The sequence below is a fragment of the Nonomuraea sp. JJY05 genome (genome assembly GCF_043496855.1).
GTDB lineage: Bacteria > Actinomycetota > Actinomycetes > Streptosporangiales > Streptosporangiaceae > Nonomuraea.
Genome location: NZ_JBIEIS010000068.1, coordinates 34,874 through 57,164 on the forward strand (window position 1 = coordinate 34,874; position 22,291 = coordinate 57,164).

21 protein-coding genes and 1 pseudogene are annotated in these 22,291 nt (G+C 67.6%); 5 read left to right on the top strand and 17 right to left on the bottom strand.

What is annotated here, in order from left to right; all coding sequences use genetic code 11:
- Positions 1 to 21 precede the first annotated feature (21 nt).
- From ACFKCF_RS56730 to ACFKCF_RS56755, 6 genes and pseudogenes are all read right to left on the bottom strand, one after another.
- The gene (locus ACFKCF_RS56730; RefSeq protein ID WP_394505180.1) at positions 22 to 2,196 is read right to left on the bottom strand and encodes a beta-glucosidase family protein; all 2,175 of its coding nucleotides are present in this window, start codon (positions 2,194 to 2,196) and stop codon (positions 22 to 24) included.
- Entirely contained in the window at positions 2,197 to 4,656 is a 2,460-nt protein-coding gene (locus tag ACFKCF_RS56735; protein ID WP_394505182.1) for a glycoside hydrolase family 78 protein, read from the bottom strand.
- 18 nt (positions 4,657 to 4,674) lie between these two features.
- A complete protein-coding gene (locus ACFKCF_RS56740) occupies positions 4,675 to 5,958 on the bottom strand; it encodes an MFS transporter (protein WP_394505183.1) in 1,284 nt (427 codons plus the stop codon).
- 98 nt (positions 5,959 to 6,056) lie between these two features.
- Positions 6,057 to 6,824 (bottom strand): annotated as a pseudogene (locus ACFKCF_RS56745) (SDR family NAD(P)-dependent oxidoreductase).
- 136 nt (positions 6,825 to 6,960) lie between these two features.
- On the bottom strand, positions 6,961 to 7,956 hold the full coding sequence (locus tag ACFKCF_RS56750; RefSeq protein ID WP_394505185.1) for a LacI family DNA-binding transcriptional regulator: 996 nt from the start codon (positions 7,954 to 7,956) through the stop codon (positions 6,961 to 6,963).
- Positions 7,957 to 8,126: 170 nt separating this feature from the next.
- Positions 8,127 to 9,074, bottom strand: coding sequence for a hypothetical protein (locus ACFKCF_RS56755; RefSeq protein WP_394505187.1), 948 nt, complete (start codon positions 9,072 to 9,074; stop codon positions 8,127 to 8,129).
- 85 nt (positions 9,075 to 9,159) lie between these two features.
- Between ACFKCF_RS56755 and ACFKCF_RS56760 the strand changes: the two genes are divergently transcribed.
- Positions 9,160 to 9,738, top strand: a complete 579-nt coding sequence (locus tag ACFKCF_RS56760) for a TetR/AcrR family transcriptional regulator (protein WP_394505189.1) — start codon at positions 9,160 to 9,162, stop codon at positions 9,736 to 9,738.
- Between the two features lie 18 nt (positions 9,739 to 9,756).
- On the opposite strand, the gene ACFKCF_RS56765 is transcribed toward ACFKCF_RS56760, so the two are convergent.
- Together ACFKCF_RS56765 and ACFKCF_RS56770 are read right to left on the bottom strand one after the other, a co-directional pair.
- Positions 9,757 to 10,341 carry a DUF2218 domain-containing protein gene (locus ACFKCF_RS56765; RefSeq protein WP_394505191.1) on the bottom strand — a complete coding sequence of 195 codons (585 nt, stop codon included), beginning with the start codon at positions 10,339 to 10,341 and terminating at the stop codon, positions 9,757 to 9,759.
- A gap of 33 nt (positions 10,342 to 10,374) precedes the next feature.
- Complete coding sequence (locus ACFKCF_RS56770; RefSeq protein ID WP_394505192.1) at positions 10,375 to 10,974, bottom strand: class I SAM-dependent methyltransferase; 600 nt, start codon at positions 10,972 to 10,974, stop codon at positions 10,375 to 10,377.
- A gap of 112 nt (positions 10,975 to 11,086) precedes the next feature.
- Here ACFKCF_RS56770 and ACFKCF_RS56775 point away from each other — a divergent pair, with 112 nt between their 5' ends.
- The 3 genes from ACFKCF_RS56775 (at position 11,087) to ACFKCF_RS56785 (ending at position 13,189) form a co-directional block, all read left to right on the top strand.
- Positions 11,087 to 11,560 (top strand): alpha/beta fold hydrolase, encoded by a 474-nt coding sequence (locus ACFKCF_RS56775; protein WP_394505216.1) that lies wholly within the window; start codon positions 11,087 to 11,089, stop codon positions 11,558 to 11,560.
- An 86-nt stretch (positions 11,561 to 11,646) separates the two neighbouring features.
- A complete protein-coding gene (locus tag ACFKCF_RS56780) occupies positions 11,647 to 12,978 on the top strand; it encodes an alpha/beta hydrolase family protein (protein ID WP_394505194.1) in 1,332 nt (443 codons plus the stop codon).
- Between the two features lie 88 nt (positions 12,979 to 13,066).
- Positions 13,067 to 13,189: a hypothetical protein gene (locus tag ACFKCF_RS56785; protein WP_394505196.1), complete on the top strand. Its 123-nt coding sequence runs from the start codon at positions 13,067 to 13,069 to the stop codon at positions 13,187 to 13,189.
- Between the two features lie 310 nt (positions 13,190 to 13,499).
- On the opposite strand, the gene ACFKCF_RS56790 is transcribed toward ACFKCF_RS56785, so the two are convergent.
- The 9 genes from ACFKCF_RS56790 to ACFKCF_RS56830 all read right to left on the bottom strand — a co-directional run bounded on the left by ACFKCF_RS56790 (position 13,500) and on the right by ACFKCF_RS56830 (position 21,711).
- Complete coding sequence (locus ACFKCF_RS56790; protein WP_394505197.1) at positions 13,500 to 14,117, bottom strand: 2OG-Fe(II) oxygenase; 618 nt, start codon at positions 14,115 to 14,117, stop codon at positions 13,500 to 13,502.
- Positions 14,118 to 14,180: 63 nt separating this feature from the next.
- Positions 14,181 to 15,218, bottom strand: a complete 1,038-nt coding sequence (gene rsgA / locus ACFKCF_RS56795) for a ribosome small subunit-dependent GTPase A (protein ID WP_394505199.1) — start codon at positions 15,216 to 15,218, stop codon at positions 14,181 to 14,183.
- The gene (locus tag ACFKCF_RS56800; RefSeq protein ID WP_394505201.1) at positions 15,211 to 16,509 is read right to left on the bottom strand and encodes an MFS transporter; all 1,299 of its coding nucleotides are present in this window, start codon (positions 16,507 to 16,509) and stop codon (positions 15,211 to 15,213) included. Before ACFKCF_RS56800 ends, rsgA begins: the two co-directional genes overlap by 8 nt.
- Positions 16,506 to 17,717, bottom strand: a complete 1,212-nt coding sequence (locus tag ACFKCF_RS56805) for an arginase family protein (RefSeq protein ID WP_394505202.1) — start codon at positions 17,715 to 17,717, stop codon at positions 16,506 to 16,508. Before ACFKCF_RS56805 ends, ACFKCF_RS56800 begins: the two co-directional genes overlap by 4 nt.
- A 6-nt stretch (positions 17,718 to 17,723) precedes the next feature.
- Positions 17,724 to 18,824, bottom strand: coding sequence for a JmjC domain-containing protein (locus tag ACFKCF_RS56810; protein WP_394505204.1), 1,101 nt, complete (start codon positions 18,822 to 18,824; stop codon positions 17,724 to 17,726).
- Positions 18,821 to 20,023, bottom strand: coding sequence for a hypothetical protein (locus tag ACFKCF_RS56815; protein ID WP_394505205.1), 1,203 nt, complete (start codon positions 20,021 to 20,023; stop codon positions 18,821 to 18,823). Before ACFKCF_RS56815 ends, ACFKCF_RS56810 begins: the two co-directional genes overlap by 4 nt.
- Positions 20,024 to 20,241: 218 nt before the next feature.
- Positions 20,242 to 20,421, bottom strand: a complete 180-nt coding sequence (locus ACFKCF_RS56820) for a hypothetical protein (protein ID WP_394505207.1) — start codon at positions 20,419 to 20,421, stop codon at positions 20,242 to 20,244.
- A gap of 131 nt (positions 20,422 to 20,552) precedes the next feature.
- On the bottom strand, positions 20,553 to 20,735 hold the full coding sequence (locus tag ACFKCF_RS56825) for a hypothetical protein (protein ID WP_394505209.1): 183 nt from the start codon (positions 20,733 to 20,735) through the stop codon (positions 20,553 to 20,555).
- Between the two features lie 112 nt (positions 20,736 to 20,847).
- A complete protein-coding gene (locus ACFKCF_RS56830; protein ID WP_394505210.1) occupies positions 20,848 to 21,711 on the bottom strand; it encodes an ABC transporter permease in 864 nt (287 codons plus the stop codon).
- 151 nt (positions 21,712 to 21,862) lie between these two features.
- On the opposite strand from ACFKCF_RS56830, the gene ACFKCF_RS56835 reads away from it, so the two are divergent.
- Positions 21,863 to 22,291, top strand: a 429-nt coding sequence (locus tag ACFKCF_RS56835; protein ID WP_394505212.1) for a hypothetical protein, incomplete at its 3' end; no start/stop codon positions are given.

The following is a 22,291-nucleotide window of genomic DNA, read 5'->3' on the forward strand; positions in this document are numbered from 1 at the left end:
ACTACGGGCCGGAGCCGTCATCTAGACGGACCCGATGTCGGCGGTGGTCAGGGCTGGGGTTTGCTTACTGAGCTCGATCATCTCATGGACCTTCTCGGAGGGGATCTGAACGCCGAGCGGGCTGATGAACTGGTACATCGGCAGGGATTCGATCATGCGGAGCATGTCGGCATGTTCGGCGGCCTGCTGCCGCTGTTGTTCCGTCATGCTCGACTCGATGTGTCGCTTGAGCACCGGCCCGACGACGGGATGGCTGAACCAGTCGCCGACGCTGGAGTTCAGGCTCAGCTCCTTGGCGATCACTTCGCCGAGGAGCGTCACGGTCTGTTCGACGACGATCGTCGCGGCGTTCTCGCCGATCTGGATGGTGTAGTCGCCGGGCGCGACCAGCCAGCGGCCTTCGGCGACGTCGTAGTAGGCGAAAGCATGGGCGTCCAGGGCGAATTCCACGGTGGTGGACTGGCCGGGGTCGAGGGCGACTTTGGCGAAGGCACGCAGCTCGCGGGCGGGGCGGCGGACGGGGCCCGCGGTGGTGGCCACGTACAGCTGGACGACCTGCTTGCCAGGGCGGCAGCCGGTGTTGGTGACCGTCACGGCCGCGGTGGCGGTGTCGTCGCCGGTGACGGTCACGGCCAGGTCACTCGTCGCGAAGGTGGTGTAGGTCAGCCCGTGGCCGAAGGGGTAGCGGACTGCCCGCTCGGCGCTTTCGTAGTAACGGTAGCCGACCATGACGCCTTCGCCGTAACGGACGTGGTCCTGCTCGCCGGGGAAGTTGAGGTAGGCGGGCGTGTCCTGCAAGCGCACAGGGATGGTCTCGGCCAGGCGCCCGGACGGGCCGACCACACCGAAAAGCAGGTCGGCGATCGCGCCGCCGCCGGCCTGACCGAGCAGGAAGCCCTCCAGGATGGCGTCCACGTCATCGTGCCAGCCTTCCAGGGAGACCACGCCGCCGTTGGACAGCACCACGACGGTACGGCGGGCCGCTGCCGCGGTGGCGCGAATCAACTGCACCTGCTCGTCGGCGAGCTCGATGCCGGCCCGGTCGTAGCCTTCGGACTCCTCGGTCTCGGCCAGGCCGGTGAAGACGATCGCCAGGTCGGCGCCCGCGGGGTCGGTGGTGACGATCCGATCCTGGGCCAGTTTCCTGATCTCCGCCAGGGGGCTGTCCAGGCGGGTGGGGTGGACGTGCGAGCTGCCGCCGCCCTGGAAGCGCGCCTCGGTCGCGAAGGGGCCGACCACCGCGATCGTGCGTACCTCCGACCCGATCGGCAGGACGTCGTCGGCGTTCTTCAGCAGCACCGCGCACTCGGCGGCCAGCTCGCGGGCGAGGGCGTGGTGATCGGCGGCGTCGAAGTCGGCGGGTTCGGGCCGGAACCGGTCCAGGAGGGCACGCAGGCGTGCGAGGCTCCGGTCGACCGTCTCCTCGTCCACCTCGCCATCCCGCACGGCTTGCACGATGACGGCGTCGTTGCCGGGATTGCCGGGCATCTCCAGATCCAGCCCGGCTTCCAGTGCCGCCACCCGATCGTTGACGGCGCCCCAGTCGGAGACGACGACGCCGTCGTAGCCCCACTCATCGCGCAACACGGTGGTCAGCAGCCAGGGGTGCTGGCTGGCGTAGATGCCGTTGAGCTTGTTGTAGGCGGCCATCACCGTCGCCGGTGCGGCTTGCCGGACGACGCGTTCGAAAGCGGGCAGGTAGATCTCACGCAGGGTGCGCTCGTCGACGTCGGCGCTGATGCGCATCCGGCCGGTCTCCTGATTGTTGGCCGCGAAATGCTTGACCGATGCGCCCACCCCTTGGGCCTGCAGCGCCTGGACGTGGGCTGTGGCGAGCACACCGGTCAATAGCGGGTCTTCGGAGTAGTACTCGAAGTTGCGCCCACACAGCGGGGAGCGCTTGATGTTCACGCCGGGTCCCAGGCTCACGGTCACGCCGAGCGCGCGGGCCTCCCTCGCGAGAGCGGCGGCCAGCCTGGCCGCGACCTGGGGATCCCAGCTGGAGCCGACGGCCACGGCGGGCGGGAAGCAGGTGGCCGGCACGCTGTCGTTGATGCCGATGTGGTCGGCATCGCCTTGTTGCATCCGGATGCCGTGCGGGCCGTCGGCGAGCACGATCGAGCGCGCTCCGGCGATCGGCTTGGTGCTCCAGAAGTCACGGCCGGACAGCAGGGACGCTTTCTGGGTGAGGTCCATTCAGGCGGTTCCTTCCACGGCGGTGCGCAGATCGTTCTTCAGTTCGTCGGAGGCGCCGGGGATGAACTCCAGCACGGTGGTAAGGGTGAAGGCGGCGGCTTCGGGGGCGTCGCCGTCCAGGGGGATGCCGGGGAAATGCTTGGCGAATACGTCCGTCAGGGATCGCCAGACCGCTGGGTCGGCGGCGAGCGTCTTCAGCGGCGTGTCCATCGTGTACGGCTCGCGTGAGCCGTAGCCGTCGGGCAGGGCATACTCCCAGGTGTGGGTGCCGCCGCCGACTTCCAGCATCTGGTCGCCGAAGGGCAGGTCCACGATGGCCCGGGTGCCTTCGGGAAGGGTCACCTCGACCGTCATGTGGCGGCCGGTGATGCGCCAGGCGACGCGGACACGGCCGTGCACGGTGTCGTGGACGAGGGTGGCGTGCGTCAGCCCGCCGCCGGGCTGCGGGGCGATGCGCATGCGGCGGTAGCCGGGCTCGGCCGGGCTCAGGCCACCCACGGTGCGGTGCAGCCAGTCGGCGACCGCGCCGAGGGCGTAGTGGTTGAGCGAGGTCATGCCGGAGGGGTTGAGCGTCCCGTCCGGGCGGATGGCGTCCCACCGTTCCCAGATGGTGGTGGCGCCCATGGTGACCGGGTAGAGAAAGGATGGGCAGCCGGTCTCCATCAGCAGCAGATAGGCCTCCTGAAGGTGGCCGGTCTGGGTGAGCGCGGGCAAAACCAGCGGAGTGCCTGCGAAGCCGGTGGAGATCTTGTATCCGGCCTTGGCGACGAGTTCGGCGAGCCGGTCCCCGGCGCGCTGCTGCTGGGCCGCGTCCAGGAGACCTAGGGAGATGGCCAAAGCGTAGGCGGTGGCGCTCTCGCCGGTCAGGCGCCCGTTGGGGCTGACGTACTCGCGACGGAAGGCCTCGCGTACCCGGTCGGCCAGGGCGGTGAAGTGCGCGGCGTCGTCGTCTCGGCCCAGGAGTTGCGCGGTCTGCGCCATCTCCCGGGTGGTCTTGGCCAGGTAGGCGCAGGCGACCAGGTGCCGGTCGGTCTTGCCGCCGGCGGGATTGTCCATTGGAGCGTCGGGGTCCAGCCAGTCGCCGAACTGAAAGCCGCTGCTCCACAGCAGGTTTTCATCCAGCCGAGCTTCGACGTCGCGGACGAAGGCGGCCATGGAGTCGTAGCTGCGGCGCAGGATGTCGGCGTCGCCGTACTGCTCGTAAAGACTCCAGGGAAGGCTGACTGCCACGTCGCTCCACAGCGCGGTCGGAGAGGAGGGCGTGGACAGCACATCCGGGACGACCCAGGGCACGTAGCCCTTCTCGCGTTGCTCGACGGCCAGGTCGGCCAGCCAGGAGCCCAGCACGCCGCGCACGTCGTACAGGAAGGCGGCGGTGGGGGCGAAGGCGTTGATGTCGCCGGTCCAGCCCAGCCGTTCGTCTCGCTGGGGGCAGTCGGTGGGCACGCCGACGAAGTTGCCCCGCATGGACCAGACGGAGTTGGCGTGCAGGCGGTTGAGTAGTTCGCTGGAGGTCTCCAGCCAGCCGGTGCGCGTCATGTCGCTGTGTACGACGACCGCTTTGACCTCGTCGAACGGACCGTCGATCTCGGCGTAGCGGAAGCCGTGGAAGGTGAAGCGCGGCTCCCACACCTCCTGGACGCCGCCGCGCAGGATGTAGCGGTCACGCGCCTGGGCGGTACGCAGCGTCTCGACGTCGAGTTCGCCGCCGGTGAGGGTTTCGGCGTGACGCATGGTCACGATCTGCCCGGCCTGGCCCGTGGTGGTCAGCCGCACCCATCCGGAGAGGTTCTGCCCGAAGTCGACGATCGTCTTGCCGGACGGGCTGGTGATGACCGCCACCGGAGCCAACTCCTCGACTCGGCGGATGGGCGGCGCCGTCGGGGTGAACAGGGCCTCCAGGTCCCAGTCGAAGCGTTCCACAGCAGACCAGGCGCTGTCATCGAAGCCGGGGCTGTTCCAGCCTGCGGGCTCCAGCCGGGCGTCGTAGGTCTCACCGTCGTACAGGCTGTGGGCGAGTACGGCTCCGGTCGCGCTGGTGAAGCGCTCATCGGTGCCGATCGTCTCGACCCGCTCGTCGAAGGTCAGCTCCAGCTGCATGAACAGCGCCGGCCGGTCGGTGTAATGATGGCGTCTGCCCTCGTAGCCCACCCGCCCGGCCGCCCAGCCCTCGCCGACGATCGCGCCCAGGACGTTCGCGCCGGTCTGGATGCGGTCGGTCACGTCGTAGCTGCTGACCGGGAGACGATGCCGGTAGGAGGTCCAGCCGGGAGCCAGCACCTCGTCGCCCACACGTTCGCCATTGAGGTAGGGATCTACGATGCCCAGGGCGGTCACATGCAGCACGGCGTGGTCGGGCCGGCGCTCGGCGGTGAATTCACCCCGGAAGTACGGCGCGGGCCCGCCGGGCTCGATGCGGAACGTGGGGGAGATGAAGGACGCCTGCCAGGCGTGGGACACGGTGGAACTCCTCAGCGGTCAACGGACGGACTTGATGCGCAGCACGATCAGGCCGCCTGCCACCGTGAAGGCGGCCGCGACCAGGTACAGCAGGCTGTAGTTCTTCTCTGCGCCGGTGCTCATGGCGAGGAAGACGGGGGCGGCGAGAGGTGCGAGCGCCTGCGGAAGAGAGGTCGCAAAGCCGAAGACGCCCATGAAGCGGCCCGCGTTGGTTTCCCGCTCGGGCAGCACGTCCAGGGCCAGGGCCTGGTCCACGGCGGAGAACATGCCCAGCCCAACCGAGCACACCAGCGATCCGGCCAACAGCAGCGGAATGCTGGAGGACACGGCCATCATCGCGCTGCCGAGGGCGTAGACGCAGCCGCTGGTGAGCACGAAGACGCGGCGGCGGCGCAGCTTGTCGGACAGGAATCCGCCCCCCAGCGCGCCCGCCGAGGTCGCCAGGACCCCGATGCCGGACAGGACGCCGACGGTGGCGGCGACCTGATCAACCGTCACGTTCAGGCGCGAAGCGAAGAAGAAGGCCGTGAAGGTGGTGTTGAGGGTGAGGCCGAAGTAGAAGAAGAATCGGCCCAGCCAGTTCCAGGAGAAGTCGGGGTAGCGGCGCGGGTTGATGACGTACTTGAGCGCCAGCGACCGCGCGGTCAGCGGTTCCGGGACGGGCATGTCCCGGCTGTCCGGCTCACCGGCCAGCCAGGCGAACAGCGAGAGCAACACCACGCCGACGGCGCCCGGCGCCAGGAACAGCAGCAGTGGGTCACCGGCCAGACCGCCCGCCGCGACGACGCCCACCACTGGCGCGATCAGAGTGGCAAACCCGCACAGTCCGGCCACCTTGCCGCGTTGCTCCTCCGGCAGCCGGTCGGCTTGCGAGTTCATCAGCCCACCCAGCGCCTGCCCCCAACCGAGCTGGGCCAGCACCCAGCCGAGACCAAGCAGCACAACGCTGGGAGCCAGGGCCATGATCAGCAGCGAGACGATGCCCAGCAGCATCCCGACGATGATGAACGGCCTGCGCCGGCCCAGCCGTGTGCGCGTGCGGTCGCTGAGCGTACCGAGCAGCGGCCCGGTCAACACCGGCACGGCGGCGCCGGCACCCGTGATATAGCCCAGGTACTCCTCATGTCCGGGGGCCAACTGGGAGACCTTGATGGACAGGGAGATGGCCACGGGGGTGATGAAGGCCAGGAAGACGCCGAACTGGGCCAGCACCATCAGCCAGATGTAGCCGGCGCTGACTTTCGGCATGGTGCCGGCCGTGACCGCCGCGGTCGGTGGCGAAGCGGAGGAGTTGAAGCTCATGTGAGGCTCCTGGAGAGCGGGGGGTGAACATGGCGTGCAGCGCTCGGTCGGGGGAGGGGATATATTGCCGCACAGGGTGCTGACACGTGTAAGTTGAGTTACTGGTGAGCGCCGCCGTCGACGCGGATCTCCGAGCCGGTGATGAACGAACCGTCGTCGGATATCAGCATCGCCACCACCCCGGCGACCTTGTCCGGTCCCGGGATGCCTCCGGGCAGGGCAGGGGTGAGCTTGAGGAACAGGTCCCAGTCGGTGTCGGCGGGCACAAGCTCGGCAATGTTGGTGGTGATGCCGCTGCTGATGCCGCCAGGAACCACGTTGACCGCGCGCAGTCCCTGCTTGCCGTACTCCTAGGCGATGCTGTGGGTGAAGGAGAAGACGCCGCCCTTGCTGGCCGAGTACGCGGCCATGAACGGATGGGCGTAAAAGGCGGCGGTGGAGCTGAAGTTCACCACAACGCCTCGGCCGGATGCCAGCAGGGCGGGAAGCGCGGCCCGGGTCATCAGGAAGGTGCCGGTCAAATTAACCGCGATGATCCGGTTCCACAGTTCCAGTGAGCAGTCATGGGTGTGCGCGCCACGCAGGATGGCCGCCGCGTTGACCAGCGCATCCAGCCCGCCCAGGACGTCGACCGCAGCCGGGACCACGGCGGCGACGGAGTCTTCACTGGAGATGTCCAGCGTCATGATGGTCAGTCTGTCCGCAGTGCCGTCCCGCTCGGCCAGATCAAGCGTCTGCTTCAGGCCGTCGGCGGCAACGTCGGCGGCAATCACCCGGGCACCCTCGGCCAGCAACCGCAGCGCGGTGGCCTGAGCGATGCCCGAGGCCGCTCCGGTGATGAGGACACGGCGATCCGTGAGACGCATCAGGGTTCCTCCCCTTGTCTCATACGTGCAGCGGGGAACAACAAGCACCTTCACTGACACGTGTAACTTGGCTGGGTGAGACCGTAACACCCCGGTTGCTCCCCGGCAAGACTCTCGTAATCAGGACAAACCGCCGTCAGGCGGACACGCGCACGACCACCCGGTCACCTGCACCGGCGGTCTCGCCGAACGGCTCCCCGGCGAGCCTGGCGATCAGCAGCGCGGCCAGCGCGCGGCCGTGGGCATGGGCGTCGATGGCGACCGTGGTCAGCGGCGGAGCGGTGAGCTTGGCCATGGGGCTGTCGTCGGCTCCGACGACGGCCAGGTCCGTCGGCGCGGCCAGCCCCAGCGTACGCATCCCGGCCAGCACCGCCATAGCGACCTCGTCGTTGTAGGCGCAGATCGCCGTAGGGGCGCCAGCCTGCGCCCGCCAGTGCGCCACGGCCTCGCCGGCCGCCGCGGGGTCCAGCGGGACGGTCCGGGCCGTGGGCGGCTGCAGGTCATGCTCGGCGCAGGCGGCAGTGACCTGCTGCAGCCGGGCCGATGCGATATCACGCAGCCGGGGGTGGTCTGGCAGCGCGAAGCCCAGGCGGGTGTGACCATGTTCGATCAAATAGGCGGCCTGGAGCCGGCCAGGGGAGCCCAGCCAGGACAGCGCCTGCGAGCTGTCCGATTCAGGACTGGGGAAGACGACGTCCACCCCAGTGTGGCGCAGCTGCGCGACCGCCTCGGCTGTGAAGGGCACGACCCCGGCCACGGCAGCAGGGGAGATCGTCGCGCACAACTGGGCGACGGGCACTGGATGGGCTGCGGCCGTGTGATGGGTGAGCAGCGTCAAGCCGGCTTCAGCCAAGGCGTCGGTGGCCGCCTCCACCATATCGATCATGGACGGGCCTTGGGGCCAGTCGGGCAGCACCATCACCACTACGTCGCTACGGCCGCTGCGCAGAGCCCGCGCCGGGCCACTGGGGTTATAACCCAGCCGCCGCGCGGCCGCCAGCACCCGCTGCCGAGTGTGCTCGGGGATGGACTGGCCAGGCGCGTCATTGAGCACGTAGCTGACCGTGGCCCGCGACAGTCCCGCTTCTCGGGCCACGTCGACGCTGGTCACCCGGCGGCGAGGACTGCCCACGTCTGGCTCGCCTCCTACCGGGCACCAACCGTTACACGTGCAAGTCCCGATCATAGCTTGATCGGTGACCTGGCTGCGATGGAAGCCTTCTGTCAGGGCTGCCGCCGTGCCCGGGCGACTGACCGGGCATCGGCGGGGATCGGCCTGCGCGGGTGCGGGAGACAAACGCCTCATGCTGGACCGGCCACGGCTTCGCCTGGCCAAGGGTCTCGCCGACAGGCCGGGTGGGGCCCGCCGAGGCCGGTGCCTCGCCATGGCGGCGCGTTCTCGTTCGATGTCCACTGGGTGCCACCAACGGCTCCCTGCATGTTGTGGATGATCAGGGGCGGGGGTGCCCGATCACGGTCGTGGCAGGTGAGGCGGAACCTGGCCGGGGTGGGCGACGGCGCCGCTCCGGTCGGCGCTCGGTCGGCAGGGTGCTCGTATCCGGGCAGGACGTGGGCGGCGTGGGAGTTGCCCGCCGCCACGCCGGACAACAGCAGCAGGCCGGCGATGTTGATCAGGAAGATGCCGCGCCGGAAAACCAGGTCGGTCAGCGCCCCGGAGAGCACCAGGCCCGAGGTTCCGCCCAGGGCTGCGATGCCGCCCCAGATGCCCAGCGCCTTGGCTCGCTCTTCCGGCCCGGATACAGCAATGTGATCATCGACATCGCGCCAGGGCTGACCATCGCAGCGCCCGGGCCCTGCACGAACCGCCCGATCGCGAGCCGTCACGGCTCCTGCGCGAGTCCGCAGGCCAGGCTGGCGACCCCCCAACAGCGCCACCCCGATGAGGAAGATGCGGCGACGGCCCAGCAGATCCGCCATCCGGCCGCACGGCAGCAGCAAACCGCCGAAGGCCAGGAAGGAGGCGCACGCCCCGGCGCGACCTGCTGAGCCGTTGACTTTGATGCTCTTCACGGTGAGCTGGGAAGACGACGCCTGACAACGCTCGGAGTGCCGAGGGTTACAGCGATCAGCCGGCCGTTCGGCCGCGATGAACGCGTCGCACGCGGCGCACAGCACGCCGTCGTCCACCGCCAGGCGGCTCAGGTAAATGGTCGACCGCCGTGTCGCTGCATGGGAACCTGCTTTGTCGCTATCGGAGAGCGATGAGACGTGGCTGTCAATCGCAGCCATGTTGCATGGTTGATCATCGATTCGAGACAAGGTGTCTACAGTTTCGGCACGATGTGGCCCTCATGTCGCCTCGTACACTAGCTGGGTGCCCAGACTGTGGAACGAGACGATCGAGGCGCACCGCCGTACCGTGCATGACGCGATCCTGGACGCCACGGTGGAGCTGGTGGGCGAGCGGGGGCTGCTGGCGGTGACGATGTCGCAGATCGCCGAGAAGACCGGCATCGGCCGGGCCACGCTCTACAAGTACTTCCCCGACGTCGAGACGATCCTGGTGGCCTGGCACGGCCGCCAGATCGCCGGGCATCTGGAGCACCTCGCGCGGGCGGGGGAGCGTGAAGGTGATGCCGGGCAGCGGCTCGAGGCCATGCTGGAGACGTACGCGTTCATCCATCAGCAGATGGCAGGGCACGGTTTCGGCCCCGACCTCGTCGCGCTCTTGCACCGGTCGCACGACGTCGGCCACGCCCGGCACCAGCTGCACGCCGCGCTCCGCGACGCGCTGGCCGATGCCGTGCGGACCGGTGTCGTACGTGACGACGTGGCGGCGGACGAGCTCGCCACGTTCTGCCTCCACGCGCTGCAGGCGGCTGCCGACCTTCCGTCGAAAGCCGCTGTTCAGAGGCTCGTCGCACTCACCCTGGCCGGATTGCGAGCCCGCTGAGCCGACGCCCGCTCGGTCTCAGCGGGCTTTGGCGGCTGAGCGGCGGCGGCGCCAGAGGTGGGTCGCTACGAGGGCAATCTTCATCAGGACGGCCACCAGGACGACGTCCGCACCCAGTCCCGCCCATTGCGGGATCGCCAGAATGCCTGCTGCCAGGCCCACGTGCACGCCGACCGCCAGGACGGCGGCCAACGTAAGACCGAGCACGGTGTGCCGGCCTCGACGCGGCGTGGCCTTCGCGGCGGGTGCAGTTTCCGCGGTCGTATCCATACGGTTCCACTCCACCCCCAGGCTGTCCCGCCTGCCCATCCGGGTGAGGTTCCTGGTGAGGATGGTCTGGAGGCGCTGCAGCCCGTCCTCGTCCTCGGCCTCGATCCGTAGCGTCAGGGCCTCGGGGGTGGCTTCCAGGACGCAGGATCCCCTGTCGACGGTGATGGTTCCGCGGGTTTCCGACCACTCGGCCTGAATGTTCTTAGGCCTTTCGCTGCCCAGGTGCGGGCTGCGGGTGGGGAGGCCGTGGCCCATCTGGGTGGCGTGGCGGCACAACTGGACGAGGTATCGGCTGGCCCGTTCGGTCGTGACGCGGGCTTCGGCGGTCGGCATCGGAGGTCCTTCCGGGGATTTCGTGAGGCGGGGTCAGATTCTGGTGAGCGCGGCGAGCCAGGCCAGGACGCCGTCGGGGATGAGGGTGTTGTCGATGGCGGCGGCCGTGATCGAGTCGAGCTTCCACCCGTCGGCGAACGCGGCCGCGATCTCCTCCCGCGTGACGCGTCGCGGCCCGTATTCGCCCGCGCCGGGCTGCCGGTCGCTGAAGCACAGCAGGAAGAGCCGACCGCCCGGCTTCGTCGCCGCACGCAGGCTGTCCACGTAGGCGGCCCGTTCGTCGTCGCCGAAGACGTGGAACACCAGGGAGTCGAGCACGGTGTCGAAGGACTCCCCGAGCTCGGCCAGTCGCAGCGCGTCGCGGTGAAGGAACCGCGCGGTGAGCCCGCGCTCGGATGCCTTGGCCTGCGCCGCGCTGATCGCTCTGGGGGCGAGGTCTATGCCGGTGGTGTCGAGGCCGAGCGCGGCGCACATGAGCGTGTGCTCGCCGGTGCCGCAGCCGACGTCCAGCACCCGGCCCTGGATGGCGCCGGCCTGAGCGAGGGCGAGGAACGCCGATTGCGGACGGCCGATGTCCCACGGAAGCGGGCCGCTGTAGAGATCTTCCTGCGGACCGTGTGGCGTTCGTGTCATACAGCTTCCTCTCTGTCTCGATGCTGAACAAAGCGTATTTGATAAATACATTATGTATCGTAAAGCCCGGCAAGGACGCCAGCCCATGAGGAGCACCAAGCAGATGAGCACGATGGAAGTCCCAGGAGCCCGTCTCTACTACGAGACCCACGGGAGCGGCCCTCTCCTGCTCCTGATCCCTGGCGCACCCGGCGTGGCCGACGTTTATCGAGCCGTCACCCAACACCTGACCGCCCACTTCACCGTCGCCGTCTACGACCGCCGCGGCTTCTCCCGCAGCCTCCTCGAGGGCTCACAGGACTATGGCCGCCGCCTGGAAACCGACGCCGACGACGCTCACCGTCTGATCGAGCACCTCGGCGCAGAGCCGGCGATTGTCTTCGGCGCCAGTTCCGGAGCCGTGGTCGGACTGGAACTCCTCGCCCGCCACCCCTCCGCGATCCGCACTCTCATCCCGTACGAACCGCCCGCGATGCGGCACTCATCCGGGCACTCTGAGTCCGAGACCGGCGTGCCGGTGTGCCGCAGTTCGGTGAGGTCTTATCTGCCGGAGTTGCGATGGCCGCGTTGTTCGCGATGGCCCTGATCCGGCAGCTCGCCTTCTTCTGCGAGGTTTCTCGGAGTATGAACGAATCATCAACCCTGAGCAGGTCGCCTCGGAGGTGACGGCAGATGCGTCGTCGGAGCCTGGTCCTGTCCGTCATGGCGTTATCCGCCGTGCTGCTCGCCTCCACCGCAGCGGACGCGGCGCCCGTTGATCACGTGCGGGACGACCAGCCGTTGCCTGGCTACACGATCGACAACCCGCCGCTGGAACCCCTGATCGTGGCCGGGCGGCCGAGCCGGGTCCTGCAGGGAGTGCAGGGGCATGCGGCGTTCGACATCGAGGTACCGCCGCGATGGAATGGTGGTCTGCTGATGTGGGCCCACGGGTTCCGCGGCGAAACCCGGGTGCTCACCGTGGATCCGCCCGGGTACGGGCTGCGGAGGCGGCTGCTGGATCAGGGCTATGCGTGGGCCGCGTCCTCGTACTACGCCAACGACTATGACGTGCGGGCCGGTGTGCTGAGCACGCGCGGCCTTGCCGATCACTTCAGGCGCGTGGTCGGCAAGCCACATCGGACGTTCCTGGCCGGGGTGTCCATGGGCGGTCACGTCACGGTCCGCTCACTGGAGCAGTATCCGGGCTACTACGACGCGGCCATGCCGCTTTGCGGGGTGCTCGGCGACCACGAGTTGTTCGACTTCTTCCTCGACTTCCACCTTGTCGCGCAGGATCTCGCGGACGTGCCCGCCTACCCGTTCCCGGCTGACTACGCGACGGCGGCCGTACCGAAGATTCAGCAACGGCTGGGGCTGGCCGGCCCGGGGCCGGTGAATGAGCTCGGGGAGCAGTTCCGCGCCATCGTTGTCAACCTCGGCGGAGGCGAGCGCCCAGGGGCCCGTGCCGCCTTCACCTATTGGAAGGACTTCCTGTTCGGGCTCGCAGGACCGGCCGGGAAAGGCACGCTGGCGCAGGAGCCGGGCAGAATGGCGACGAACCTCGACACCAGGTACCGCCCGGACTCGCCGGTGAACGTCGACGCGAGCGTGCAGCGGGTGCCTCCCGAGGATCCGGTGGCGCGTAGGACGTACCGGTTGACCGCCGTGCCTGCGGTTTCCGGCAGGATCGATGTGCCCGTGCTCTCGCTGCACAACCTGGGCGACAATTTCGTGCCCTTCTCCATGGAGCAGTACTACCGGGCCGACGTGTCCCGTCACGGGCGCGGCGGGTGGCTGGTGCAGCGGGCGATCCGAGCGGTGGGGCACTGTGAGTTCAGCGACGCCGAGGTCGGGACCGCCTGGGACGATCTGGTCCGATGGGAACGCGGCGGTCCGCGACCTGCCGGGGATGACGTGATCGACGCGGCCACGGTCTCGAACCCCGACTACGGATGCCGATTCACTGACCCGGACGCCTGGTCCACCGGCACTCGCTCGCTGTTCGCCGCCTGCCCGGCGTAGGAGGAAACGGAAACATCCGGCCATCGGTCCCTGGGCGCGGCGCGATAGCTCAATGCGTTGGTAGCCATCTGCTGCGCGCTCGCGCTGGGTGCTGCGGATCGGCGGCCGGTATGCCGTCCCGGTGGGCGGGTTGCGGGCGTTGCTGGGTTATCGCGACGAGGAGCGTCGCACCCACCACGAGGATGAGCACGAGGAAGGGATGATCGAGTAGTGGCGAAGTACTCCACGAATATCGACGTACGGCTTGAACTGCATGGATGAGGTTTTCGGCAGGCTCGGCATCAACCGCAAGAACGGCTGAACAAAGAAACCCGCCGCCGCGCCGACGCGGTCGGCACCTTCCTCGACCGGGCCGCGATCCGACTGATCGCCGGCGACACATCGGCCTCCAGCCCACTCCCGCAGACACTTACCGCCTAACAGCGGCTGCGACTGTCACGACATGTTGTTGTCGCGGACAGGAGGCGCCCGGCCGGCGGGTGCATGCCCGTCCCCGGGCGCGTAGCAGAATTCAAAGCGCGTCACGGGGCCAGAAAACCGGTGATAGAGCGCCGGAGACTGTCCCCTGCGCTCGCCTCCACCTTTCTTACCCTGTGGAACGTACCGGCCACCATCACCACAAGCCGGTTCGGTCGTGGCGCGATGGACGTGGCCAGCACGGGAGCATTCATCAGGTCCTTGGGGACGTCGAAGTCGACACACGGCACCTCGTCAACCGAGCAGTCGAACAGCTCCAGCTCACCGCCCCACGTCGCTCGCCACTCACTCGACAAGTAAAGCGTGTACGCCGCGCCACGGCCTTTCCCGTCGTCGTGCCAACCCAGTCCGGACCCTCGCCCGTATCTCCAGAACCTGAAATGATCGCTGTCCATCGCCGCTACGCCCAGAGCTTCCAGGCCCTTCCGAATGGCCGACTTCACCTTTTCGACATGGCCTTCGCCGACTTTTACCGAGGCGAAAGACGAATCAGTGTGGAACGCTACTCCGTCGAATATCGGATCGATCGAGCTGAAGGAGGGCCGATGCTTCACGGACCGCTCTTCATCCATCCAGGCGACGAAGGCGTCCTGCGGCAAAGCATTATCGATCACCACGAATCGTCGCCCTTGCGCGACGGTCCGTTCGCTATGAACTGTCACGCGTGCTCATCCTTGTCCGTGACGACTTTTTCTGGCAGTTCGGGCACGGGACACGTCAGTGATTCAGCCACGCTCGCGCCTCCTTATCTCCTTGGACACGGCCTTCCACTTCGCCTTCTCGGCTGCTCTTGCGAGCGGATCATGCTTTCGCGCCTCGTGTGCCAGCTGTCGATGAATGGCATCCCATGCGTCCAGACGGCGCTTCGGTATCCGCCCACTCGCCACCGCCTGCCGCACCGCGCAACCGGGCTCGTGCTCGTGCGAGCAATCAGAGAAACGACATCGTCGGGCCAGTTCGGTGATCTCGGTGAAGACATCGGTGATCGCCTCTCGACCGGCAGACAGGTCGAGCGCACGGATCCCGGGAAGATCGATCAGGACACCACGGCCCGCAAGAGGATGTAGCCGTCGCGTGGTCGTCGTGTGGCGACCTTCCCCGTCTCGTGCGACGGCGGCGACACGTTCGTCGCGATCTCCAAGGACGTTCAGCAGCGACGTCTTCCCGACTCCGCTGGCACCGAGCAGCGTCGCCGTCGCCCCCGGCGCCACGAGCTCTCGCAGGCGCTCCACTCCGTCGCCCGTGACCGAGCTCGTGGCCACAACCTCGACCCCCGGCACAAGGGACCTCGCCTCGCTGATCGCTTCCGGGACATCGATGCAGGCGTCGCACTTGGTAAGGGCGAGGACCGGGCGACCGCCACTGTCCCAGGCCATGACAGTCAGACGCTCGACCATTCTCTGGTTGAGTCCTCGATCGACTGGCACCGTCACCACAACGGTGTCCACATTCGCGGCAAGGGTCTGGATACCTCTTCCGCTTGGACTGGGGCGCGTCAACGATGTCCGGCGCGGCAGGACCTCCACGACTTCGTCGCCCGACATCGCTGTCCAGTCACCGGCGACAGGAGTGACGGCGAGCGAGCCGCCAAGCCTGACGCCACCGTGACGAACCCAGCCGACCTCGCTGTCCAGGTCGACGACGCAGGCCTCCGCGATGCTTCCGTGCACGGCGGCGATCCGCGCCGGCATCGTGTCCCGGCGCGGCCAGGCGACGCCGGCCGGCCAGCCGAGCGCCGCGAGCCCGTACGTCCAGTCAGACATTGCGGCCTGCCATGTCGCCGGTGGAGTCCTTGATGTGAGGATCCCGCAGTCCTGAACGCGGGACCGCCCAGACAAGCACCGCACCCGCTGTGGCCAGGATGACCACCGCCAGCCCGGCCAGGTACGCCGTTCGACCCACCAGATTCGCGAGTGGCAGCGCGATCACGAAGCCCAGCGGGACCATCGCGGTGGTCATGGTCGTCTCGAATGATCCGACCCGCGAGAGCATCGCCTTCGGGACCGTGAGCTGCACCAGGGTGTCGAAGACGACGCCGGCGACCCCTGAAGCGAGGCCCGCCAGGAACAGGGCGCCCGCGACCACCATCATGTGCCGGCCGTACGCGAGAGCAAGCAGCTGCACCGGCATCGAGAGAACCAACAGGCCGATGGTGAGCACGCCACGCCATTCGACGCGCACATGCCCGCTGACCAGCGCTCCCAGCAGCCCACCCGCGGCCAGGAAAGTCATGATGACGCCCCACTGCTCGATGCTTCCGAACCTGTCCTGCACGGTGATCGGTCCGAGCACGCTCACCGAAGCCAACCCGATCTGGACCGGGACCCAGACGAGGATCGCGCCCAGGACCAGTGGCAGACGGGGCATGATGCGCACCGCGTCGAGGAATCGCACGGGTTCCTTCCTGCCGTCGCCGGCCTCGTCCTCGACACCTGCGGGCTCCGGATCACCACGAACCGACATCAGCCGCCTCAGCCAAGCGAGTGAGATCAAGGAGACGACGAAGGTGGCGGCGTCGAAGAAGAGCGCCAGCGGAACACCTCCCACCACCACCAGCAGCGACGCGAGCGCGGGCCCGACCAACCTTCCGGTGTCCCCGGCGACGTCAAGCCAGGAATTGGCCTTCTGGAGCTGGGTGGAGTGCACCAGGTCAGGGAGCAGCCCGACCGCGCCCGGCGTGAAGAAGGCTGCTGCCGCACCATAAACCGCGGCGGATGCCACGAGGTGCCATAGCTGCGCGTGCCCGGTCGCGAACGTGACCGCCGGAAACAGTTGGGCGGCGAGGCGAACCACATCCGCCCCGAACATGACGGGCAACCGCCCGATTCGATCGGGGAGGCTACCTCCGTGAGCGATGAAGACGAATCTCGAAATCCACAGGGCCAGGAGCACCATCGGAATGCCCCGGCCGTCAGGCGCAACGGCCAGGGCGGCGAACGCGAAGGTGACCGAGACGACACCATCCCCCAGCCGTGAGACCGCCTGCCCCGCCAGGTAGACCCGGTACAGAGACGACGACAGGGGCGAACCGGATACGGCGTGGCCGTCAGTCATGCGCCTCCTCCAACGACTGTGTTCATTCCGGGCTGCCCGCCATGGTCGGCCAGAGCTCGCCCGGCCTCCGCGAGCTGCACTGCCTCCACGAGATCAGCCAGACGGGTGGCCGCCGGGTGACGACCGGTCGGAGAGGGGCACGCCTCCACCATGTCGCCCGCGACCAACCGGCCGGAGTCGATGACATTCCGAACCAGAGCCGTCAGAGTTTCCGGGTCAAGACCTCCGCACGAGGGATAGACCACGTCCGGAGCGTACGTCGGGTCCAGCACATCGATGTCCACCGTGAGGTGGATGGGCCGACCGTCACAGAATCGTGCGATCTTCTCCACCACACGTGGCGTACGGGCCTCGTCGGCCGTCAGGTAGGAAACCCGTTCCTCCTCAGGGTTTGCGGCCATGTCGATATGGGGGTCGACTCCGCGAACCCCGATGGTGAGCCACTCCAGACGGGGGTGCTCGGCGAGCACCCAGCTGACGAAGTTCCCGCAATCCGCTGTGACTGAATTCCCGATCGGGCGTCTGTCGGCGTGCGCGTCGAAGTGAACGACGCGCAGCGTCGGGTGCTCGTCGGCGACGGCACTGATGGTCGGATAGCTGACCGAGTGGTCTCCGCCGATCACCATGGGCCGGTGACCCTGTGCCAGGACGGTGCGGACAAGGGCTCGCAGCCGCTCATGGGCCACCGCTCCCGTGTCGGTCCGTGGATCGACCAGGAGGTCGCCATGATCTACGACACCGGACAACGCCTCGGCTGGTCTGGCCCGTAGCATCCACGACCATGCCGTCGGCTGGGCCAGGAGCTGGAACCGGCGCGAAAGGGCGTCGCGAACCACGGGGACCGCGTCCTTGGGCCGAGGGCCAGGGGGACCTCCCATGTCCAGTGGCGCTCCGATCAATCCCCATGCGGCTGCGCCGGCCTTGGCACCCGAGGGCAGGGACAACGTAGCCCCAGCTCTGCGCGCGAGTCCGTCGATCGCCGCAGCCGACGCGCCCGGCGGCACGATCAGCCGGACCTTGCGAAGAGCCTCCTCGGCCTCCTCCGTGAGCTGGACCGCCGGCGCGGCGTCACGACGTTCCCACAACTCCAGCAGGGGTGGCGTCAAGGCGAGCCGTACGCCCTCGGCCTGATTGACCAGCTCGGCGCCTTGGACCCGGAACGCCGGGTTGAGGACCCACGACGCCTCGGCCAGGTTCTGGCTCGTCATCGTGACTCACTCAGCCTGTTCGACCAGGAGAAGTCCGGCCCGGACCAGAGAGTCGAGCGCCGAGTCGATCTCAGCGTCGGTCAGAGGGATGCTCGCTGCGTCGCCACGCAGCGTCGCGCGCCCTGCCGACCACTCGTTCACCCAAGGAGCGAGCCGGCCATCGACTGTGAGCCGAACACCGAGACTCTCGATCGATACCAGCCCGTCCCGAATCTCGACCAGCGGAGGGAACCGCGCCGCCCACCTGAGACGGGTACCCGTGTACGGAACCTTCTCCACCGACCAGGGAAGCGACAGGCCCTCACGCCTTTCGAGCGACTGTGCGGAACGCACTTCCCGCGCCCGATGCACATCGGAGGCCAGAGCGGTCACGAGGGAATCGAGTTCGCCACCGTCATCGCGGGTCTCGTCGGTCTCGGCCCGGTTGGACCAGGCGTCCAGCGCGGTCCTCGCGAGGTCCTCGGGGGTGGACACGTGCACACCGAAGGTCCAATGCAGGCTCGGCCCTGTGCCGGTGGCTTCGTGGTCCCATCCCCGCGGGATATGCCACACATCACCGGCATGCATGTCCGCCTCTTCGACCAGCCTCGCGTCGGGCCCGGAGCCTTCCCAGATCCGCCAGCGCTTGCTGCCCTCAGCCTGAAAGATCACCGTGGCGTGGCCGTCCGCGTGGCGCCCGAATGCCGATCTCGTGGTCCAGCAGGCATAGCAGTTGACCCATGCCGGGTCGTCGGCGAAGTACTCGAACTCCTCCCGGAGGCGAGCAGGACCCACATGCATCCGGTCAGCTCTGTTGGCGACGAGAGTCGCGCCGGAGCGAAGGTACTCGATCATGGCGCCGTATCGCCAATTACGGTGAATGATGTCTCCACCGTCGATTCGCGTACTGATGTAGGTGCCGGGATAGGCGATCGGGTCCGAAGACAACCGGATCATCATCGGTTCGATCGTGGTCGTCTTCATGATGTGGTCGATGACGCCCCACCCGAGCGACGCCCGCCATGATCCCTGAGAGATCTGGCCGACCAACAATTCACGACCGAACGACTTGCGCCAGACGGATTCCCCGCCAAGCGCGTCAACGATGTTGTCCCAGGTCAGTGTCATGATGGTGTCCCAACGCTCCGAAGGACGCCCACGCGGATCAGTGCATGCACAGCGGCTTCCCGTTCTGGCGTGGTGGCCGCGTCCCGAAGCTCGTCAGCGCCGACGACGGCCCCGGGCTTCAGCAGATCGGCCAGACCACCCAGATCGACGGAGAGTTCCCGCCCCAAGGCGAAGACACTCTGGCCTGCCATGACGATCGGTAGGCGGGTGACTATGTAAGGTGGACCTTGATCACTCGTTCTGTCGGGGAAGCGCGGCGGCGAGCCATACCCGCAGGACCGGCGCAGCATCGCTCCCCGCTCCACGGCCCGCTCGACGCTGTCGTCCCTGAGAACCTCTCGGAAAGCGCCCAGCGCGCCTGCCACCGGATCTGAGGCTGCCCGCGTCCCCGAGTTGTGCCGCGCGCTTCGACGGCGCATCTGGTGGAACAACGCCTCCGACGCGGTCTGCTCAGGATCTTCTGGATATACGGTGAGCCCCAAGAACATCGATGGGCCGTCATTGCGGAAGAGGTGATACATCCCCGCAGGAATCAACAGGAAGTCACCGGGCGCAAGGCAGGCACTGTCGGCCGTCGGCAGCAGAGGCTCTGCGTCCAGTGTCCGTGGGCGCCCGTGGTTGAGGACCGAGAGTCTCGACTTGGGCCAGGTCCAAGCCGTTTTCGTCGCCGGGCCGAGGTTGAAGATGAAGGAAGGTTCCGGGTCGGTGTGCACGCCGAACGGGGTGGTGCCGGTGCCGGCCACGAAGCAGTACCAGTCCACGCCCCTTGTCAGCGGAACGCCGGCTGATTCGAGCGGAACGATGAAGCGTGTGTAAAGGAGTTCTGCGAGTTCGGCGTCCCAGGACTCCACTGCGTTGATCGCCAAGCAGATGTCGTCGTTACCGCCGCGATCCGAGAGCCACGAATGGAGCTCGGATCGTCCACCTCTTCCTGATCGCGCACGCGGTGACGACCCGGGAAACGCCCCCGACATCAGCCTTTCGGAGGCGTCATAGTCAAGGCAGGTCCCCCGGAACGCTCGCATGGTGGGCAGATCTCTGTCGTTGTCGTCCACTCTGGTGGTGGCAGCCCGAACAGCCTCGAGGATGAGATCTGCGATCACGTCCGGCCTGTGGATGAGACCAGGTATGTGCACGCGCTCAACGAATTCTGGCCCATTCCGCTCGCAGAGTTCCTGCCACACGCTCTCGTCCAGCAATTCTCAGACCTCCGGAAGTCACGGAACTCTCGACAAGTTGCCTATTTCGCCGGCGGGCGCAAGATCTCATTACTTCACCGCGGACCGGCGGAGATCTTGCGCCCTCGGCTCGGGAACACCGTGCCGATCAGGCGACGACAAGCTCAGCCGCTATTTCCGAAAGCCTGAGTTCCCATCAGCCGGTCCGACATAGCGGTGGCTTTGTCAAGTCGTGCGGTTCAGTGGCCGACGTCCCGTTCCGGCCGCATCCAGAGCTGCCGGCCCTGCAAGGCAGAAACCGACTCCTCCGACACGATGATGTCCGAGATGTCGACGAGAACCTGAGCCCGCCCGCCGTGTCGGGAGGGCCCATCAACCAGTTCATGGTTGTCGGAATCGTGATGTGATGCCGTCTCCATGATCCTCCTCTTCTCGTTGTCGTGGACCTCCGTACTCTTCGCCCAAGTGGGGCGACATTGACCAACTTTCGCTTATGGGACATGCGATGGCCCAGGTCATTGACCGGACATTCTCCGGACATTGGCGGCGATCAACTGTTCCCACGGCTGAGAAGGACGTCACCAATGGCGCCTGAAGAGGAGCCAGCGCGGCAGGATGACCGGTCGTGCTCCTTCGCCTGGGCCTGTCCGGCCGTCACGAACGCTTTCGCCGCGCTGCGATTGCTGCCGATGGGTGACCGGATCAGGACATCGAGATCCTCGCCCTGCGTCACCAGATCACCATTCTCGAACGGCAACTCGCCGCCGGCACCCGGGCGGGGTTCGTCCCCGAGCCCTCTCGGCACCGTCATCCGGGATCGACGAGGTCCGCCCTGCCTCCCATGTTCATTCTTGGACCTTTCCTCCGGTGATGCGGGAGATGACCAGGGCGATGAGGATGATCGCGCCGTTGAGAGCGCCGATCCACTGGGCGGGAACGCCCGCGAGGGTGAGCACGTTCTGGATCAGGCAGAGGAGCAGGACACCGGTGAAGGCTCCGAAGATCGTTCCCTTCCCGCCGTTCAGGCTGATGCCGCCGATGACGGCGGCGGCGAAGACCGTGAAGATGTAGCCGTTGCCCTGGGCGGAGGCGACAGAGGCCAGCCGGCCGGACAGCAGCAATCCGCTGCGCGCGGCGAGGGTGCTCGCCGTGACGATGACGATCCACAACACGCGGTCGGTGCGGATGCCGGCCGCCATCGCGGCGTTGACGTTGCCGCCGATGGCGTACAGCGACCGGCCGAAACCGGTGAAGCCGAGTACCACGATCCCGATCACGAACAGCGCCAGGCAGATCCAGATAGAGGCGGGGACTCCGAGCCATAGGGCCGTGCCGAGGTACATCATCGATTCGGGCAGCTGGAAGAACGTCTGCCCGCCGGAGATCCCGGTCAGGATGCCTCGCAGCACGATGAGCATGCCCAGCGTGACGATGAAGCCGTTCAGCCCGAACCGGATGATGAGCAGCGCGTTGACGGCGCCCACCAGCAGACCGACGGCGAGGGTGACGGGGACCGCCCAGCCGCCCGGAAGCAAGCCGAGACCGTGCCCCGTCCCGGCGGAGACGGTGAGCCAGGCGGCGACCCCGGGTGCCAGTCCCATGGTGGACTCGAGCGAGAGGTCCATCTTCTTGACGATCAGCACCATGGTCTGCGCGAGGACCTTCGACCCTGAGCACGTGCTCCCCGCCGGGCCGGTGCGCGGCGTCATTCCCGTGCTGTCCGGCGGCCGTGGCGGCCTCGCCGGTCATCGCCGCGACCAGCTCCGCGCGCGGCAGCCGCTCCACGGGGGCGGTGAGGATGTGGCGCGCGTCCCGGAAGACCGTCACCATGTCGCAGATCTCGTAGATCTCCTGTAGGTGGTGACTGATGAAGAGGAAGGTGACGCCCTGCTGCAGGAGATCACCGATCCGGTCGAACAGCCTGCTGATCGCTGCGGCGTCCAGCTGGGCCGTCGGCTCGTCGAGGATGATGAAGCGAGCGCCGAACGACAGCGCCCTGGCGATCTCGACGAACGCCGTTGCTCGATGGTGAGGTCTCCCGCCCTGGTTCCGGCGCTCACGTCCACCGACCAGCTCTCCAGCAGTTCGCGGGCTCGGCGGCGGAGCGTGCGCCAGCTGATCAGTCCGGCGCGGCCCCGGCTGTACCGGTTGAGGAACAGGTTCTCGGCTTGTTCTTTAAGGTCCGAGATCGCGTTTGGTGGTCAGGGACGTGGGCCGCTTGTTGACTTTCCCCAGGTCGTAGCGGGGAGCGCGGCTTCGGTTGCGGGAGCCGGGCGGCCGTCCAGGGCC